The organism is Spirillospora sp. NPDC052242 (assembly GCF_040679555.1).
Lineage (GTDB): Bacteria > Actinomycetota > Actinomycetes > Streptosporangiales > Streptosporangiaceae > Spirillospora.
In genome coordinates this window covers 105089-119492 of record NZ_JBFAUZ010000003.1, presented here as the reverse complement: position 1 = coordinate 119492, position 14404 = coordinate 105089, and the positions used below count along the sequence as shown (strand labels likewise).

Genomic DNA, 14404 nt, shown 5'->3' with positions numbered 1-14404 from the left:
ACCGACCATCGTTGCCCGGGCGGGCGGGCGGCGGTACCCGGCGGTCCCGCTCACCGGTACCGGGCGATGCGCTCCCGGAACCAGTGGTAGGACGCCTTGGGCGTGCGGGCGCCCGTGGCGAAGTCGACGTGCACGAGGCCGAACCGCTGCGCGTAGCCCTCGGCCCACTCGAAGTTGTCGAGCAGCGACCAGACGAAGTAGCCGCGGACGTCCACGCCGTCGTCCATCGCGCGGTGCAGGGCGCGCAGGTGGCCGTCCAGGTAGTCGATGCGGTCCTGGTCGCGGCGGGCGGGGTCGTCGTCGGGGGCGGAGCAGCCGTTCTCGGTGATCAGGATGGGCGGCAGCCGGTTCCCGTAGGCGTCGCGGAGGCCGGTGAGCAGGTCGTACAGGCCGTCCGGGACGACCGGCCAGCCGAACGCGGTGAGCGGGTGCCCGTCGATCGGGACGTCCTCGAACGGGAGCCCGGCGTCCTCGATGCGGTCGCCGACCTCGGCGAGCACCGACCCGCCCGCCGCCGGGGCCGCCGCGCCGCCGCGCGGGGCGGCGATGCGGGTGGGGCTGTAGTAGTTGACGCCGAGCCGGTCGATGGGCGCGGCGATCGCGGCGAGGTCGCCGTCGCGGACGAACGGCAGCGCGTCCGCCGCGATGCCGTAGGCGCTCATGTCGGGCAGCCGCCCGAGCAGGACCGGGTCGGTGAACAGGCGGTTCTGCAGGACGTCGAACGCGTCCGCGGCGGCCCGGTCGGCGGGGTCGTCGCTCGCGGGCCGCACCGGGCTGTAGTTGTTCGTGATGCCGATCGGCGCGGCCGAGCGCGCGCGCAGCACCGGGACGGCGAGGCCGTGGGCCAGCAGCATGTGGTGGGCCGCGGGGAGGGCGTCCAGGAGGAGGGCCTCGCCGGGCGCGTGCGTCCCGATGCCGTACCCCTCGGTCATGTGGACGAACGGCTCGTTCAGCGTGATCCAGGCGGCGACGCGGTCGCCGAGCCGGTCGGCGACGATGCCCGCGTACTCGGCGAGCCGGTGCGCGGTGTCGCGGTTCATCCAGCCGCCGTCGTCCTGGAGGGCCTGCGGGAGGTCCCAGTGGTAGAGGGTGACGACGGGCGCGATGTCCCGCTCGGCGAGGGCGTCGACGAGCCGGTCGTAGAAGTCGAGCCCCTTCGGGTTGGCGGGGCCGCGCCCGTCCGGCTGGATCCGCGGCCACGCGACGGAGAACCGGTAGGCGTCGACGCCGAGGCCCGCCATCAGCGCGACGTCCTCCGGCCAGCGGTGGTAGTGGTCGCAGGCGACGTCGCCGGTGTCGCCGTTCTTCACCCGTCCGGGCTCGGCGGTGAACGCGTCCCAGATGCTCGGGCCGCGGCCGTCCTCGGCGACCGCCCCCTCGATCTGGTAGGCCGCCGTCGCCGTCCCCCAGAGGAACCCCTCGGGCACCGAGTCCATGAACCCTCCCCGCCTGACCTGACCGGGCGTCACATTAAACATGAACAAATGTCATGTTCGCTACGGCCCGGCGCCCGGCGGGGTCAGGCGAGGGGGACGGTCGCCTGGAGGACGGCCTCGGAGAGCGCCTCGGAGCGGAAGTGCGGCAGGTTGAGCATCACCACCGGCCCGCCCGGGTCCTCCGCGAGGAACCGCTTCAATCCTTCGCCTGTCGGATCGACCGCCATGCCGTCTCTCCCTTCCGAACGGGATTCTGACCCTAGCCGTCCCCGCCCGCCCGCACACGGCCCGGCGCCGCCCGGACGGACTATGACCGCCGCACAAAACGCGAGGCCGTCTTCATAACATGAGGGACATTCACTTCTTGCCGGTTCGGTGTTTCACTCGGATCAGCCCGTGGACCACTCCCCCGGCCGAGGTGCCACATGCACGTCCTCCGCCCGTCCCGCCGCTCCCGCCCCGCCGCCGTCCCGCTCGTCCTCGCCCTCCTCGCCGCCTGCCTCGCCGTCGCCGCCCCCGCCCGTGCGCGTCCGTCCGCGCCCGGCGAGGTGCGGGGGTACGCCGACCTGCACAGCCACCTGATGTCGTACGAGGCGTTCGGCGGCAGCCTGCTCTGCGGGAAGCCGTTCGACCCGGACGGCATCGCGGCGGCGCTGCGCGACTGCCCCGACCACGGGTTCGACGGCGCGTTCGCCTGGTTCGAGAACTTCACCCGGCACGGCAGCCCGTTCGGCACCCACGACCCGGCCGGCTGGCCGACCTTCGCGGACTGGCCGGCCTGGGACTCCCGCACCCACCAGCAGATGCACTACACCTGGCTGGAGCGCTCCCGGCGCGCCGGGCAGCGGATCCTGGTGAACCAGCTCGTCGCGAACCGGCAGCTCTGCGAGGTCTATCCGCTCAAGCGCAACGCATGCGACGAGATGGACGTCATCCGCCTGCAGGCACAGCGGATGCGCGAGCTCGAAGCCCACATCGACGCACGGAACGGCGGCGACGGCTGGCTGCGCATCGTCACGGACCCCGCCGAGGCCCGCGGCGTCATCGAGGCCGGGAAGCTCGCGGTCGTCCTCGGCGTCGAGACGTCCGAGCCGTTCGGCTGCCGGACGATCGGCGGCGAGCCGCAGTGCACCCGCGCGGACATCGACCGCGGCCTCGACGAGATGCGCGGGCTCGGCGTCTCGTCGATGTTCCTGTGCCACAAGTTCGACAACGCGCTCTGCGGCGTCCGGTTCGACCCCGGCACCACGGGTGTCGTCATCAACGCGGGCAACTTCCTCGGCACCGGACGGTTCTGGCGGGCCGAGACGTGCACCGGCCCGGCCCACGACAACACGATCGCCCCCGCGGGCGGGCTCGGCGACGTCCTGCGCGAACCCCTCCGGCGCCTCGGCATGGCCGGCGTCACGCTCCCGCTGTATCCGAGCCCGCCGCACTGCAACGTCGCCGGGCTCACCGACCTCGGGGAGCACATGGTCCGGGGGATGGTCGAGCGCGGCATGATCGTCGAGATCGACCACATGAGCGTCAAGGCCGCCGACGAGACCCTCGGCGTCCTCGAAGCGGCGCGCCACTCGGGCGTCGTGTCGTCCCACAGCTGGACGGACGGGACGTTCGCGGAGCGCGTCTACCGGCTCGGCGGCATGATCACCGGCTACGGCTCCCCGGCGGACGGCTTCGTCGCCGAATGGAAGCGCAATAAGCGGCACCGCGACCCCCGCCACCTCTTCGGCTACGGCTACGGCCTCGACGCCAACGGCATGGGCCCCCTGCCCGGCCCCCGCCCGGACAACGGCGCGAACCCCCTCGACTACCCGTTCACCTCGCCGTTCGACCCGTCCGTGAAGCTCGACCGGCTCCGCACCGGCGTCCGCACCTGGGACCTGAACACCGAGGGCGTCGCGAACTACGGCCTCGTCCCCGACTGGCTCGCCGACGTCGGCGACGTCGGCGGCCGGGAGATCATCGACGACCTGGCCCGCGGCGCGGAGTCCTACCTGCAGATGTGGACGCGCGCCCGGAACGGGACGAACCCGAGCTGAGTGAGCCGACGTGAGTGAACCGGCGTGAGGGAACCGGAGCGAGAGAGCCGGGGTAAGGAATCCGTCGGGGGCGGAGCAAAGGCGGTATGCGCAGCCGGTTGCGGAACGACAGCGAACCCAGGGCCCGCCATCCTCCCTGAATGCGGCCACCGCCGGGCACAGTAAGTGACCGATCGCATACACTGTGCGATGGGCGCGTATCCACGCGTTCCCCCGACCCTCCGGAAGGTGGACCCCCGCATGCGCACGATCACCATGCTGCTCACCGTCGGCGCCCTGCTCGCCGCCGCACCCGCGGCGGCCGCCGCCGCGCCCCCGCCCGAGCCGCAGCCGACGATCGAGTACGGCGCCCCGGACGGCACCGGCAACGGCGGCCTCGTCGACTTCGACGACGAGGTCGTCGACGCGTCCGACCTGGGCAAGATCATCCTCGTCGTCCGGTAACCCCCGGTCCGAGCAGGCCGCCGCGGCGCCCGGCGACCGCCGAGCCGGTCCCGAGCCCGCACCGGTGACGCGGCCGCGCCCGTCGCCGTGGCGGCCGTCCCGCCGATGATCGCCGGGCCGGTGCCGGTCGTCCCGGCGCGACGCCGCCGTCAGTGGGCGAGCGGCGACGTGCGCGACCTCGGCCACCGGCACCCGGACGCCGGCGCGCTGGAGCCGAGCTGCGGACGCGTGGCGCCGCCGAGCGACCCGGGCCGCAGCGGGCCCGCGCTGTGGACGGCGCCGCCCGGCTCTCCGTTCCGCGCCGCGCCGGATCGCCGAACGGCCGGAGGGCGCCGTGCGCTGACGCGCCCGTACAACCCGGGGTTGTCGTCCGCCCGCGCGCCGGTTGTTGGCGGTGCGGCGCGCGTCCCTGCTTTGATCTCGCGGTCGGGGGCGGGCGACCGGAGGGCGGGCGGCGGGGCATGGGCGGGGAACGGCGGTTCGGCCCGTTCTGGACGGCCTACGCGGCGAGCACCTTCGGGACGATGCTCGCGTTCGACGCGTTCGCCCTGATCGCGATCCTGGTGCTGGACGCGGGACCGGCCGCGGTGTCGCTGCTCGCGGCGGCCGGGACGGCGGCGGGCGCGGCGCTCGCGGTGCCGCTCGGGCCGTGGGCCGAGCACCGCCGCAAGCGTCCGGTGATGATCGCGATGGACCTGCTGCGGGCCGCGGCGCTGCTCAGCGTGCCCGCCGCGCACGCGCTCGGCCGGTTGACGTTCGTCCAGCTCGTGGCCGTGGCGGTCGTCATGGCGGCGGCCGACATCGCGTTCCGGGCGGCGAGCGGCGCCTACCTGAAGCAGCTCGTGCCGCCGGACCGGCTGCTCGCCGCGAACGGGCGGCTGGAGGCGACGACCTGGACGGCGACGGCGCTCGGGCCGCCGCTCGGCACGGCCGCGATCGGGCTGTTCGGCCCGGTCGCGACGGTGCTCGCGAACGCGGCGGGGCTGCTGGTGTCGGCCGCGTCGCTCCGCGCGGTCCGCGGGCGCGAACCGCGGCCCGTCCGGGCGGGCGCGCGGGGCACGGGCGGCCTGCTGGAGGGCTGGCGGCACATCCTGGCCGAGCCGGCGCTGCGGGCGCTGTTCCTCAACACGGTCCTGGTCAACGGGCTGATCATGGCGGCGGGGCCGCTGCTGGCGGTCCTCATGCTCGACGGGCTCGGGTTCGCGCCGTGGCAGTACGGGCTCGTCTTCGCGCTGCCCTGCGTCGGCGGGCTGATCGGGTCGCGGCTGGCCCGCCGGCTCGTCCCCCGTTTCGGGCCGCACCGGGTGCTGCTGGTCGCCGGGACGCTCCGCGCCTGCTGGCTGCCGGGGCTCGCGTTCGTCCGTCCCGGGGCGGCGGGGCTCGTGCTGGTGATGGCCGTCGAGCTCGGGATGATCACCTGCATCGGCGTGTTCAACCCCGTGTTCGCCACCCGCAGGCTCGAACTGACCGCGCCGGACCGGCTCGTCCGGACGCTGGCGGCGTGGACGGTCACGAGCCGGCTCGCGACCGCGGCCCTGACGGCGCTGTGGGGGCTGCTCGCGAGCGTCACCGGGCCCCGCGCCGCGATCGCGGCCGCCGGAGCCGCCGCCCTCGCGACGCCCTTCCTGCTCCCGCGCCGCGAGCGGGTCACGGCTCCCGCAGCGCCCCCGCGATGACCGTGGTGACGATCGCCCGGACGGCGTCCGTGTCCGGCGGCGCGGACGTCCGGTCGGCGAACAGCAGGTGCCCGGCGCCGATCAGCGCGGGGGCGAGCGCGTCGACGTCGGCGTCCGCCGCGACGCGGCCCCGGTCGCGCTCGGCGGCGAGGTAGGACGCGATCATCTCCGCGGCCTCCGTCAGGAGCGGGACCCCCGCGGGACGGTCCCGGCGCAGGCGCGCGCGCAGTTCGTCGCGGGAGGTGACGAGGCCGACGATCGCGACGGCGACCGTCCCGAACAGGTCGGTGAGCGCGGCGGTGAGGTTGCCGGGGACGGTGCCGGTCCCTGCGGCGGCGCGCAGCGCGGCGCCCTGGGCGTCGAGCCCGGCGACGCGGTCGCGGACGAGCTCGGCCAGGAAGGCGTCGAAGTCGGCGAAGTGCCGGTGCAGGACGCCCTTGGCGCAGCCGGCCTCCGTGGTGACCGCGCGGCTGGTCAGCCCGCTCGGCCCGTCCCGCAGCAGGACCCGTTCGGCGGCGTCGAACAGCTGCCGCCGCACGTCCCGGATGGCCACCCCTGTCGGCACCGTCCACGCCCCTTTCCCCGCCGGTCCCCACATTCTGGACGAGTGGGCGAGCGCCCACTACAGTGGGCACATGCCCACTATACCTTCGGAACCCCACCGGGTCCGGGCCATGGCCGAGTCGTTCGGCACGGACGCCGAACGCTACGACCGGACGCGGCCCCGCTACCCCGACGCCCTGATCGACGCGATCGTCGCCGCCTCCCCCGGCCCGGACGTCCTCGACGTCGGCTGCGGCACCGGCATCGAGGCCCGCCAGTTCGCCGCGTCCGGCTGCCGGATCCTCGGCGTCGAACCGGACGCGCGCATGGCCGCGTTCGCCCGCGCCCAGGGCATCGACGTCGAGGTCGCGACGTTCGAGGACTGGGACCCCGCCGGCCGCACGTTCGACGCCGTCGTCGCCGGAACCGCCTGGCACTGGGTGGACCCCCGCGCCGGCGCGGCCCAGGCGGCGCGGGTGCTGCGCCCCGGCGGCCGGCTGGCCGCGTTCTGGAACGTGTTCGCACCGCCGCCCGAGGTGGCCGCGGCGACCGCCGAGGTCTGCCTCCGCGTCATGCCCGACTCGCCGATCGACTTCCACGCCGTCGCGAAGGGCGGCGTGGACGGCTACCGGCCGATCCTCGAGAAGGCCGCCGACGGCATTCGCGCGACCGACGGCTTCGGCGACGTCGAGCAGTGGGTCCACGACTGGGAACGCCCCTACACCCGCGACGAGTGGCTCGACCAGATGCCCACCCAGGGCGCGTTCACCCGCCTCCCCCCGGACGCGCTAGCCCAGGTGCTCGACGGCGTCGGCGCGGCCATCGACACCCTGGGCGGCACCTTCACCATGCAGTACGCCGCAGTCGCCGTGACCGCCGCCTACCGCACTACCGAGCCCTGACCGCGCCCGGCCCGGGACCGCGATCGGCGGTCCCGGGCCTCCCGTACCGGACTGGCCGGGGCGGGTCAGCGGCGGGTTGTGCGGCGGAGGAGGAGCAGGCCCGAGGCGAGGACCGCGGCGGCCGTTGCGCCGTGGATTCCGAACGCGGCGGCCGCCGAGCCGTCGTGCCGCAGGATCGTCAGCATGTCTCCCGCCGGGATCGTCGCGAACGCGAGCATCACCCAGCCGAGCGCTTCGCGCTTGCCCCTGGCCAGCAGGGCCAGGACGGCGAGGCCGGTGCCGATGTCCCGCACGCCCTTGATGTTCAGCCAGGCGGCGTCCTCCCCGGTCGGCCACGCCGGGAGGCCGAAGCCCGACGCGGTCGCCACCGGGGCGAGGAGGTAGCTCAGGCCGACGTAGGTGATGCCGAGGCCGGTGAGCGCGGCGAGGGCGGTGCCGACGCGGGACGTGCGGACGTCCTCGCGGAGCCGCCGCATCCGGGCGGCGTGGTGCCGCGCCCCGAAGCGCCGCCAGAGCACGCGGGCCGGTGCGGGGAGTCCGGCGAGGAACTCCGCGCGCTCCTGCGGCGTCGCGTCCTCCAGGACGACGCCGAGGAGGGTGAGCAGCTTCGTCTTCGGGGTGTGCCGCGCGAAGTGCTCGCCCTGCGCGTTCCATTCGTCCCGCGTGAGGTGGCGTTCGGCGATCGGCAGGAGGTTCGTCTCCTCGTCGTCCAGGTGCTCGGCGAGGACGGCGCGGTGCTCGGCCAGCGCGTCCGCGAGGGCGTCGCGGACGGACGCGTCCGCCGTGCGGGCCCACGGGGCGGCGAGCTCGCGCAGCCGCGCGACCGACGCGGCGACCCGCTCGTGCTGGGCCTCCATCCGCAGCACGACGTCGGCGTCGAGGTCCACCCGCGCGAGCAGCGGCGGCCAGATCAGTTCGTCCTCGCCGTGGTGGTGGTTGTGCAGGCCGAGCAGGTAGTCGGCGAGGTGCGCGGCGAGCGCGCGGGCGCGGCGGCGGTCGCCGGGACGGGTCGCGGCGACCAGCTCGGCCAGCAGGCGCGACTCGCGGCGCATGCCGCGGTGGACGACGACCATCGAGTGGGTGAACGGGGTGGCGGTGCGGACCGTGTCGGTGCTCATGTCCACGAGCCTGCGCGGGGCGTCTTGGAGCCGGCTTGGAACGCGACTTGGAGCGACCCGGCGGGCGCCCAATACGATCGGTCCGTCATGGTGCGGATCCGGGTGCTCGGTGCGTTCGAGGCCGAGGTGGCGGGCGTCCCGGTGGCGCTCGGCGGGCCCCGGCAGCAGGCGGTGCTCGCGCTGCTGGTCGCCGCGCGCGGGCGGGTCGTGTCGGTCGACCGCATGATCGAGGAAGTGTGGCGCGGCGAGCCGCCGGCGCAGGCCGTCACGTCCCTGCAGGCGTACGTCTCGAACCTGCGCCGGATCCTGGAGCCCGAGCGGGCGCCGCGCGCGCCCGCGCGGGTGCTCGTGTCGGTCGCGCCCGGGTACGCGCTGCGCCTCCCCGACGACGCCGTGGACGCGTGGCGGTTCGGCGCGCTCGCCCAGGAGCCGGGACGGGCGGCGGAGGCCCTGGCGCTGTGGCGGGGTCCGGCGTTCGCGGAGTTCGCCGACGAGGAGTGGGCGCGCCCCGAGATCCACCGGCTGGACGAGCTGCGGCTCGCCGCGCGGGAGCGGCACGTCGCGGACGTCCTGCGCGCGGGCGGCGCCGCCGCGGCCGTGCCGGAGGCCGAGCTCCTCACCCGCGAGGAGCCGCTCCGCGAGGAGGCGTGGCGGCTGCTCGCGCTGGCGCTGTGGGGCGCGGGCCGGCGGGCCGACGCCCTCGCCGCCCTCCGGGAGGCCCGCGCGCTGCTCGCCGCCGAACTCGGTCTCGACCCCGGGCCCGCGCTGGCCGCGCTGGAGACCGCGATCCTCCAGGGGCGCGACCCCGGTCTCCCCGCGCCCGCCGCGCCGCCCGCGGCCGCGCCCGTCCCCGAGCGGGAGCCGTTCCTCGGCCGCGAGGACGAAGTGGCCGCGCTGACCGGGCTCGCGGAACGCGGCGGGCTGCGCGTCGCGCTCGTCACCGGCGAGGCGGGGCTGGGCAAGACGGCGCTGCTGACCCGGCTCGCGGACGACCTCGAACGGCGGGGCGGGCTCGTCGTGACCGGCCGCTGCCCGCAGAGCGACGGCGCTCCCCCGGCCTGGGCGTGGACGGAGGCGCTCACCGCGCTCGCCCGGCACGTCCCCGCGCCCGATGGGGTCGCGCCGCTGCTGCAAGACGCGTCCGCCGCCGCGCCCCGCGACACCGCGGCCGGGCGGTTCGCCCTCCACCGGGCGGTGTGGGCGTGGCTGGGCGACGCGGCCCGGCGGCGTCCGCTCACCGTCATGCTGGACGACCTGCACTGGGCCGACGCCGAGACCCTCGCCCTCCTGGCCGCCGCGTCCGGCGACGCGCCGCTGCTGGTCGTCGCCGCGTTCCGCGCCGACGAGACCGGCGCGCGGCTCACCGAGGCGCTGGCCGTCCTCGCCCGGCTGTCCCCGCTGCGGCTGCCGCTGCGCGGGCTGCCCGAACCGGCCGTCGCGCGGCTCGTCGCCGCCGAGGTGTCCGCGGAGGTGGACGCCGCCACCGTCGCGGCGCTCGCCGAACGCACCGGCGGCAACCCGTTCTACGTGCGGGAGAGCGCGCGGCTGCTCGGCGGCGAGGGCGCGCTGGTGGCGACCTCGCAGGTCCCCGAGGGGGTGCGGGACGTACTGCGCCGCCGCCTCGCCCGGCTGCCCGAGCCCGCCGTCGCCGTCCTGCGGCTGGCCGCGGTCGCGGGCACCGAGGCCGACGTGGACGCGCTCGTCCTCGCCGCCGACACCGGCGAGGACGCGGTACTGGACGCGCTCGACGCGGGGATCGTCGCCGGGCTGCTCACCGAGCCCGCGCCGGGCCGCGTCCGGTTCGCGCACGCGCTCGTCCGGGACACCATGATCGCCGACCTCAGCGAGCTGCGCCGCGCCCGCATGCACGCCCGGCTCGGCGCGGCCCTGGAGCGGCTGACGCCGGACGACGCCCCCGCGCTCGCCCACCACTTCCACCACGCCGCGTCCGCCGCGACCGCCGCCCGGGCCGTCGCGTACGCGGTCCGGGCCGCCGACCTCGCCGAGCACCGCTACGCGCACGACACCGCCGTCGGCCTGCTCACCCGCGCCCTGGAGTCGTTCGAGCGCCTCCCCGGCCGGGACGACGCCGCCCGCATCGACCTCCTCGGCCGCCTGCTGCGCGCGCAGATCCGCGCGGGCGCCCTGCTGGACGCCCGCGCCACCCGCGGCCGCGCCGTCGACCTAGCCGAACGCGCCGGGCGCGACGACCTGCTCCGCGCCGCCTTCACCGCGTGGACCGAACCCGTCCCCTGGCTGCTGCGCCCCTACGGCACCGTCGACGACCGCGTCATCGGCCTGCTGACCCGCCTCCTCGACCGCGACGGCCTCGCCCCGGACGTCCGGTGCCGCCTGCTGACGGCTCGCGCCGCCGAACTGACCGGCATCGGGGACCCGCGCGCGCGGGCGGACGCCGAGGAGGCCGCCGCGCTCGCCCGCGACCTGGACGACCCCCGGCTGCGCGCGCTCGCGCTGTTCGCGCTCGTCCGCGAGTTCGACGCCCGCGACCTCGACGGCTGGGCCGCGTGCGCCCGCGACCTGCACGCCCTCGGCACCGGGCACGACATGCCCGCCGCGCGGTGGTCGGGCTCCTACAACCTCGCCGCGATCGCCGTCCGGGACCATCGCCCCGCCGATGCGCGCCGCCACATCGCCGACGCCGCCGCGCTGGCCCGCCGGTACCGGATGCCCGGGGCGGCGGCCGTCTCCGCCGCCGCGCAGGCCGCGCTCGCCCACGCCGCCGGGCGCCTCGACGACGCCGAACGCCGGTACCGCGCGGCGACCGGCTCGATGGCCGAACACGGCTCCCTGCACGCCGCGGGCATCGCACTGCTCGCCCGCGCGGCCCTCGCCGCGTCCCGCGGGACCCTGCACGAACTCGCGGCCGAGGTACCGCACGTCCCGTCCGACCTGGTCCCCATCGTCGCCGACGTCCTCGCCGCCGCGCTGGCCGCCGCCGGACGGCCCGACGAGGCGCGGCGGCTGCGCCGATCCGCCTCGGCCGTCCATCCCGAGTACTTCTTCACGACGTTCGCCACGTTCCGCGCGCTGACCGCGATCGCCCTCGGCGACGAGGAAGGGGCCGCGGAGGTCTACGAGGCCCTCCTCCCCTACCGCGACGGCCCGCCCGCCGGCTTGGAAAGCCTCTCGATCGCGATGCCCCCGCCCGCCCGCACCCTCGGCGAACTGGCCCGTCTCCTGGGCCGCGACCCGACCCCCCACTTCGCCCGCGCCACCGAGATCACCACCCTCTGGACCACCCCCGACGAGCCGTGACCACGGCCCGGCCTCGGCCCGAGGTCGCGGACGGCGGCATGGCGGCTGGTCACGCGCCGCCCGGCACGGCGCTCGCACCGATCCCGGGCGGACGCGCGGGGCTTTCGCGGGAGGGTCGCGCGCGGGAGGCTGTCCGGCATGGGACGGGTGGAATCGGTGCGGGTGGGCGACGTGGTGTCGGGCACGGTGGTGGCCTTCGAGCGCGGGGCGGGCGGCATCGTGGTGCGGCTGGACGGGGAGCTCGCGCCGGTGCGGGCGACCATCGGGGAGCTGGACCTGACATGGAGCAGGCGCGGGGACGCGGACGCCCGGATCGGGCGGCGGGTCACCGCCGAGGTGATCGCCGTCGACGCCGAGCGGGGGTCGGTCGTTCTGTCGACGGCGGCGACCGCGCACCCGGAGCTGTGGGCGTTCCTGAAGGCGCGGAAGCGCGGTGAGGTGCTCGGCGGGACGGTCGCGGACGTCCAGAACTTCGGGGTGTTCGTGGCGCTCGACGACTGCCCGCCGCATCCGATCTACCCGGGGGTCGGCTTCGTGACGATCCCGGAGCTGTCGTGGCGCCGGTTCGACGCGCCGACCGACGTCGTCGCGGTGGGCGAGCGCGTCCGGGGCGAGTTCCTGCAGTTCGACACGTGGAACGGCGAGGCGCGGATGTCGCTGCGGGCGCTGCTGCCCGACCCGCTCCAGGCGCTCGCCGACGCGTTCGCGGGCGGGCCGATCACCGGACGGGTCACGAAGATCGTCCCGTTCGGGGTGTTCGTCGAGGTCGCGGACGGCGTCGAGGGGCTGCTGCACGTGGACGAACTCGGCACGGACCGTCCGGACGGGTTCGCCCGGGTGGGGGACGACGTCGAGGTCGTGGTCATCGAGGTGGACCGTGTGCGGCGGCGGGTGCGGCTCGGGACGGGCGGGCGGGCGTTACCTCGGAGGTAATCGAAGCGGGTGCGGGGAGGGTGACAGGGTCGGCGGCATGGAACGCGCACTGGAAGTGACGGCGGGCGGCCGCGTGCTGTGGGGGACGCTCGCGCTGGCGGCGCCGGGCCTCAACCTGAGGCTGGCGGGCATCGGCGACCGGGACACCCCCGAGCTGCGGTACATGATCCGGGTCTTCGGGAGCCGGGCGCTCGCGCTCGGCCTCGGCTACCTGCTCGGCGACGCCGAGGCGCGGCGGCGGTGGCGGCGGCTGTGCCTGGTGGTGGACGTCTGCGACACCGCGGCCGGGGCCGTGCACGTGATCCGCGGCGACGTGCCGCGCGCGACCGCGGCGGGGCTGGCGGCGATCACCGGTGCCTACGCGGCGACGGGGGTGCTGGCGCTGCGCGCGGAGCGGCGGGACGCGGCCGGCTGATCGGCGTCACCGACCCGCAATTCACGCGCCGTTGCGCGTCCACTTCGTCGCCCCGAGTGATACCGACCGTGCCGCTACTCTCGCGGGCGTACCGCGGGGGGTGTGCGATGGCCGAGGGCAGCGTCAGGTGGTTCAACGACGAGCAGGGCTACGGGTTCATCGTGCCCGACGACGGCGGACCGGACGTGCGCGTCCGGTCCTGCTTCGTGCGGAGTCCCGGCCGGGGGCCGCTCGAGGACGGTGCGCGGGTGCGGTTCACCGTCGAGCGCGGCGAGGCCGTCGAGGTCGTGCCGCTGGGGACGCCCGAGGTCCCGCCGGGCCGGGCCGTCCGGGTCGCGGTCGGGGTGCTCGTGGTGCTGACGCTGGCGTGCGCCGTGACGTTCGTCGTCCTGGTGGTCCAGGGCAGCGGGCTGTCGGCGCTGTTCCTGTTCACGCTCGTCGGGGTGGGGTTCGCGCTCGAACGGCTCGACGTCGGCTGAGCGTCTTTCGCGGGACGTCGGCGGGCGGCGGGCCCGCGCCTCCGTGGAGGCCCGCGCCCGTCCCGGCCCGCCGGGTCAGGTAGACGGACCTAAGCCGGCTCAGGCTCGATCGCCCGCCGGCGCGCGGCGCGCAGGTGGTGGGCGGGCACGCTGAGCGCGGCCCCCACGAAGATCACCTGCATGAGCGTCCGCGGGACGAGCTGGTCCTCCCACGGCAGGTCGGACCGGCTGAGCGCCCAGTGCACGTTCGCCGGGAACATCCCGATCATCATCAGGCCGAGCCCGCCGGCCGCCCACGGCGCCGTCCGTCCGCGCAGGAGCGCCGCGGCGCCGGCCAGTTCGAGGACGCCGGTCGCATCGACCAGGAACTCCGGTGCGGGCAGCGCGGGCGGGACCATCTGGATCATCTCGTCGCGCATGCCGACGAAGTGCGCGATCCCGGTCACGGTGAACATCAGCGCCAGCCCGCCGCGCACGGCCACCGGCCACGGCCGCAGCCGCCGGACCCCGGACCGGCCCGCGACCAGACCCGCCAGCGTGCCTCCGATCAGGAACATCAACGGTGCCATCTCAGTGCCTCCTTCACTCGAACTTGTCACTGTCTAGATTTGCTCGCGCGGCGCCATCTTGTCAATGCCTAGATTGGGATCCGCGGGCACGATGGCGAAATCCGGCACAAGAGGTGGGCTCCGCCTTACCTCACGGTCACCCTGAGTTGAACTCTCGTAGCTGTACGTGATTACACGGATACCGGCACATCGACCGCCCGTCACACAATGTAGTCACACCGATGTGGATCGTCACATGGAGGGTTCATGAGCCTGAAGAAGGCCGCCGTCGTCGCCGCGCTCGCGGGCGCCACGCTCTCGGCGGGGGCGTTCGTCGCTCCCGCCCACGCCGCGAGCTGGCACAACACCGGGCAGACGTTCTACTGGTACGCGAGCTGCAAGGCCGCCGGCGAGGCGGGCGTGCGCTCCGGCTGGCAGGCCTACGACTGCAAGGGCAGCTCCGCGCCGTGGGCCAGCTACGAGCTGTGGGGCCTGTACTGATCATCGCTCCCGGATGACCGGAGGCCGTCCCCGTTCGCGTCGGCGGGGGCGGCCTCCGCCGCGCCCGCGTCGCGCGGCGGCCCGGAGGCCA

General features: G+C 75.8%; 13 protein-coding genes and 1 pseudogene. 9 read left to right on the top strand and 5 right to left on the bottom strand.

All coding sequences use genetic code 11. From position 1 onward, the window contains the following. Positions 1-50: 50 nt before the first annotated feature. Together AB0L25_RS03830 and AB0L25_RS03825 are read right to left on the bottom strand one after the other, a co-directional pair. The gene (locus tag AB0L25_RS03830; protein WP_500168326.1) at positions 51-1436 is read right to left on the bottom strand and encodes a GH1 family beta-glucosidase; all 1386 of its coding nucleotides are present in this window, start codon (positions 1434-1436) and stop codon (positions 51-53) included. A 137-nt stretch (positions 1437-1573) separates the two neighbouring features. Then, positions 1574-1663 (bottom strand): annotated as a pseudogene (locus AB0L25_RS03825) (DUF1330 domain-containing protein); the annotation flags it as partial. A gap of 198 nt (positions 1664-1861) precedes the next feature. Between AB0L25_RS03825 and AB0L25_RS03820 the strand changes: the two are divergent. From AB0L25_RS03820 to AB0L25_RS03810, 3 genes are all read left to right on the top strand, one after another. After that, a complete protein-coding gene (locus AB0L25_RS03820; RefSeq protein ID WP_500168324.1) occupies positions 1862-3478 on the top strand; it encodes a Coagulation factor 5/8 type domain-containing protein in 1617 nt (538 codons plus the stop codon). A gap of 240 nt (positions 3479-3718) precedes the next feature. Then, a complete protein-coding gene (locus AB0L25_RS03815; RefSeq protein WP_500168322.1) occupies positions 3719-3922 on the top strand; it encodes a hypothetical protein in 204 nt (67 codons plus the stop codon). Positions 3923-4383: 461 nt separating this feature from the next. Beyond that, positions 4384-5598 (top strand): MFS transporter, encoded by a 1215-nt coding sequence (locus AB0L25_RS03810; protein WP_500168321.1) that lies wholly within the window; start codon positions 4384-4386, stop codon positions 5596-5598. Here the strand turns inward: AB0L25_RS03810 and AB0L25_RS03805 are convergent. Continuing rightward, positions 5570-6163 carry a TetR family transcriptional regulator gene (locus tag AB0L25_RS03805; protein WP_500168319.1) on the bottom strand — a complete coding sequence of 198 codons (594 nt, stop codon included), beginning with the start codon at positions 6161-6163 and terminating at the stop codon, positions 5570-5572. The two genes, AB0L25_RS03810 and AB0L25_RS03805, sit on opposite strands and share 29 nt — an antisense overlap. 70 nt (positions 6164-6233) lie before the next feature. Here AB0L25_RS03805 and AB0L25_RS03800 point away from each other — a divergent pair, with 70 nt between their 5' ends. Further along, complete coding sequence (locus tag AB0L25_RS03800) at positions 6234-7043, top strand: class I SAM-dependent methyltransferase (RefSeq protein ID WP_500168317.1); 810 nt, start codon at positions 6234-6236, stop codon at positions 7041-7043. 65 nt (positions 7044-7108) lie between these two features. On the opposite strand, the gene AB0L25_RS03795 is transcribed toward AB0L25_RS03800, so the two are convergent. Further along, positions 7109-8161 (bottom strand): DUF4267 domain-containing protein, encoded by a 1053-nt coding sequence (locus tag AB0L25_RS03795; protein WP_500168316.1) that lies wholly within the window; start codon positions 8159-8161, stop codon positions 7109-7111. Positions 8162-8248: 87 nt separating this feature from the next. Here AB0L25_RS03795 and AB0L25_RS03790 point away from each other — a divergent pair, with 87 nt between their 5' ends. The 4 genes from AB0L25_RS03790 (at position 8249) to AB0L25_RS03775 (ending at position 13264) form a co-directional block, all read left to right on the top strand. Next, a complete protein-coding gene (locus tag AB0L25_RS03790) occupies positions 8249-11437 on the top strand; it encodes an ATP-binding protein (RefSeq protein WP_500168314.1) in 3189 nt (1062 codons plus the stop codon). Between the two features lie 138 nt (positions 11438-11575). Then, positions 11576-12370 (top strand): S1 RNA-binding domain-containing protein, encoded by a 795-nt coding sequence (locus AB0L25_RS03785; RefSeq protein ID WP_500168312.1) that lies wholly within the window; start codon positions 11576-11578, stop codon positions 12368-12370. Positions 12371-12407: 37 nt separating this feature from the next. Continuing rightward, positions 12408-12785 carry a hypothetical protein gene (locus AB0L25_RS03780; protein ID WP_500168310.1) on the top strand — a complete coding sequence of 126 codons (378 nt, stop codon included), beginning with the start codon at positions 12408-12410 and terminating at the stop codon, positions 12783-12785. Between the two features lie 107 nt (positions 12786-12892). Further along, positions 12893-13264 carry a cold-shock protein gene (locus tag AB0L25_RS03775; RefSeq protein WP_500168308.1) on the top strand — a complete coding sequence of 124 codons (372 nt, stop codon included), beginning with the start codon at positions 12893-12895 and terminating at the stop codon, positions 13262-13264. Positions 13265-13353: 89 nt separating this feature from the next. Here the strand turns inward: AB0L25_RS03775 and AB0L25_RS03770 are convergent, their stop codons facing one another. After that, a complete protein-coding gene (locus tag AB0L25_RS03770; protein WP_500168306.1) occupies positions 13354-13833 on the bottom strand; it encodes a DoxX family protein in 480 nt (159 codons plus the stop codon). A gap of 246 nt (positions 13834-14079) precedes the next feature. Here AB0L25_RS03770 and AB0L25_RS03765 point away from each other — a divergent pair, with 246 nt between their 5' ends. Then, positions 14080-14313 carry a hypothetical protein gene (locus AB0L25_RS03765; RefSeq protein ID WP_500168304.1) on the top strand — a complete coding sequence of 78 codons (234 nt, stop codon included), beginning with the start codon at positions 14080-14082 and terminating at the stop codon, positions 14311-14313. The last annotated feature ends 91 nt before the right edge of the window (positions 14314-14404 follow it).

What these genes read in the sequence shown, in the direction of transcription:
- AB0L25_RS03790 (WP_500168314.1), top strand. Translation starts at nt 8,249, where the DNA reads ATGGTGCGGATCCGGGTGCTCGGTGCGTTCGAGGCCGAGGTGGCGGGC.
- AB0L25_RS03820 (WP_500168324.1), top strand. Translation starts at nt 1,862, where the DNA reads ATGCACGTCCTCCGCCCGTCCCGCCGCTCCCGCCCCGCCGCCGTCCCG.
- AB0L25_RS03815 (WP_500168322.1), top strand. Translation starts at nt 3,719, where the DNA reads ATGCGCACGATCACCATGCTGCTCACCGTCGGCGCCCTGCTCGCCGCC.
- AB0L25_RS03780 (WP_500168310.1), top strand. Translation starts at nt 12,408, where the DNA reads ATGGAACGCGCACTGGAAGTGACGGCGGGCGGCCGCGTGCTGTGGGGG.
- AB0L25_RS03765 (WP_500168304.1), top strand. Translation starts at nt 14,080, where the DNA reads ATGAGCCTGAAGAAGGCCGCCGTCGTCGCCGCGCTCGCGGGCGCCACG.
- AB0L25_RS03770 (WP_500168306.1), bottom strand. Translation starts at nt 13,833, where the DNA reads ATGGCACCGTTGATGTTCCTGATCGGAGGCACGCTGGCGGGTCTGGTC.
- AB0L25_RS03810 (WP_500168321.1), top strand. Translation starts at nt 4,384, where the DNA reads ATGGGCGGGGAACGGCGGTTCGGCCCGTTCTGGACGGCCTACGCGGCG.
- AB0L25_RS03785 (WP_500168312.1), top strand. Translation starts at nt 11,576, where the DNA reads ATGGGACGGGTGGAATCGGTGCGGGTGGGCGACGTGGTGTCGGGCACG.
- AB0L25_RS03795 (WP_500168316.1), bottom strand. Translation starts at nt 8,161, where the DNA reads ATGAGCACCGACACGGTCCGCACCGCCACCCCGTTCACCCACTCGATG.
- AB0L25_RS03830 (WP_500168326.1), bottom strand. Translation starts at nt 1,436, where the DNA reads ATGGACTCGGTGCCCGAGGGGTTCCTCTGGGGGACGGCGACGGCGGCC.
- AB0L25_RS03775 (WP_500168308.1), top strand. Translation starts at nt 12,893, where the DNA reads ATGGCCGAGGGCAGCGTCAGGTGGTTCAACGACGAGCAGGGCTACGGG.
- AB0L25_RS03800 (WP_500168317.1), top strand. Translation starts at nt 6,234, where the DNA reads ATGCCCACTATACCTTCGGAACCCCACCGGGTCCGGGCCATGGCCGAG.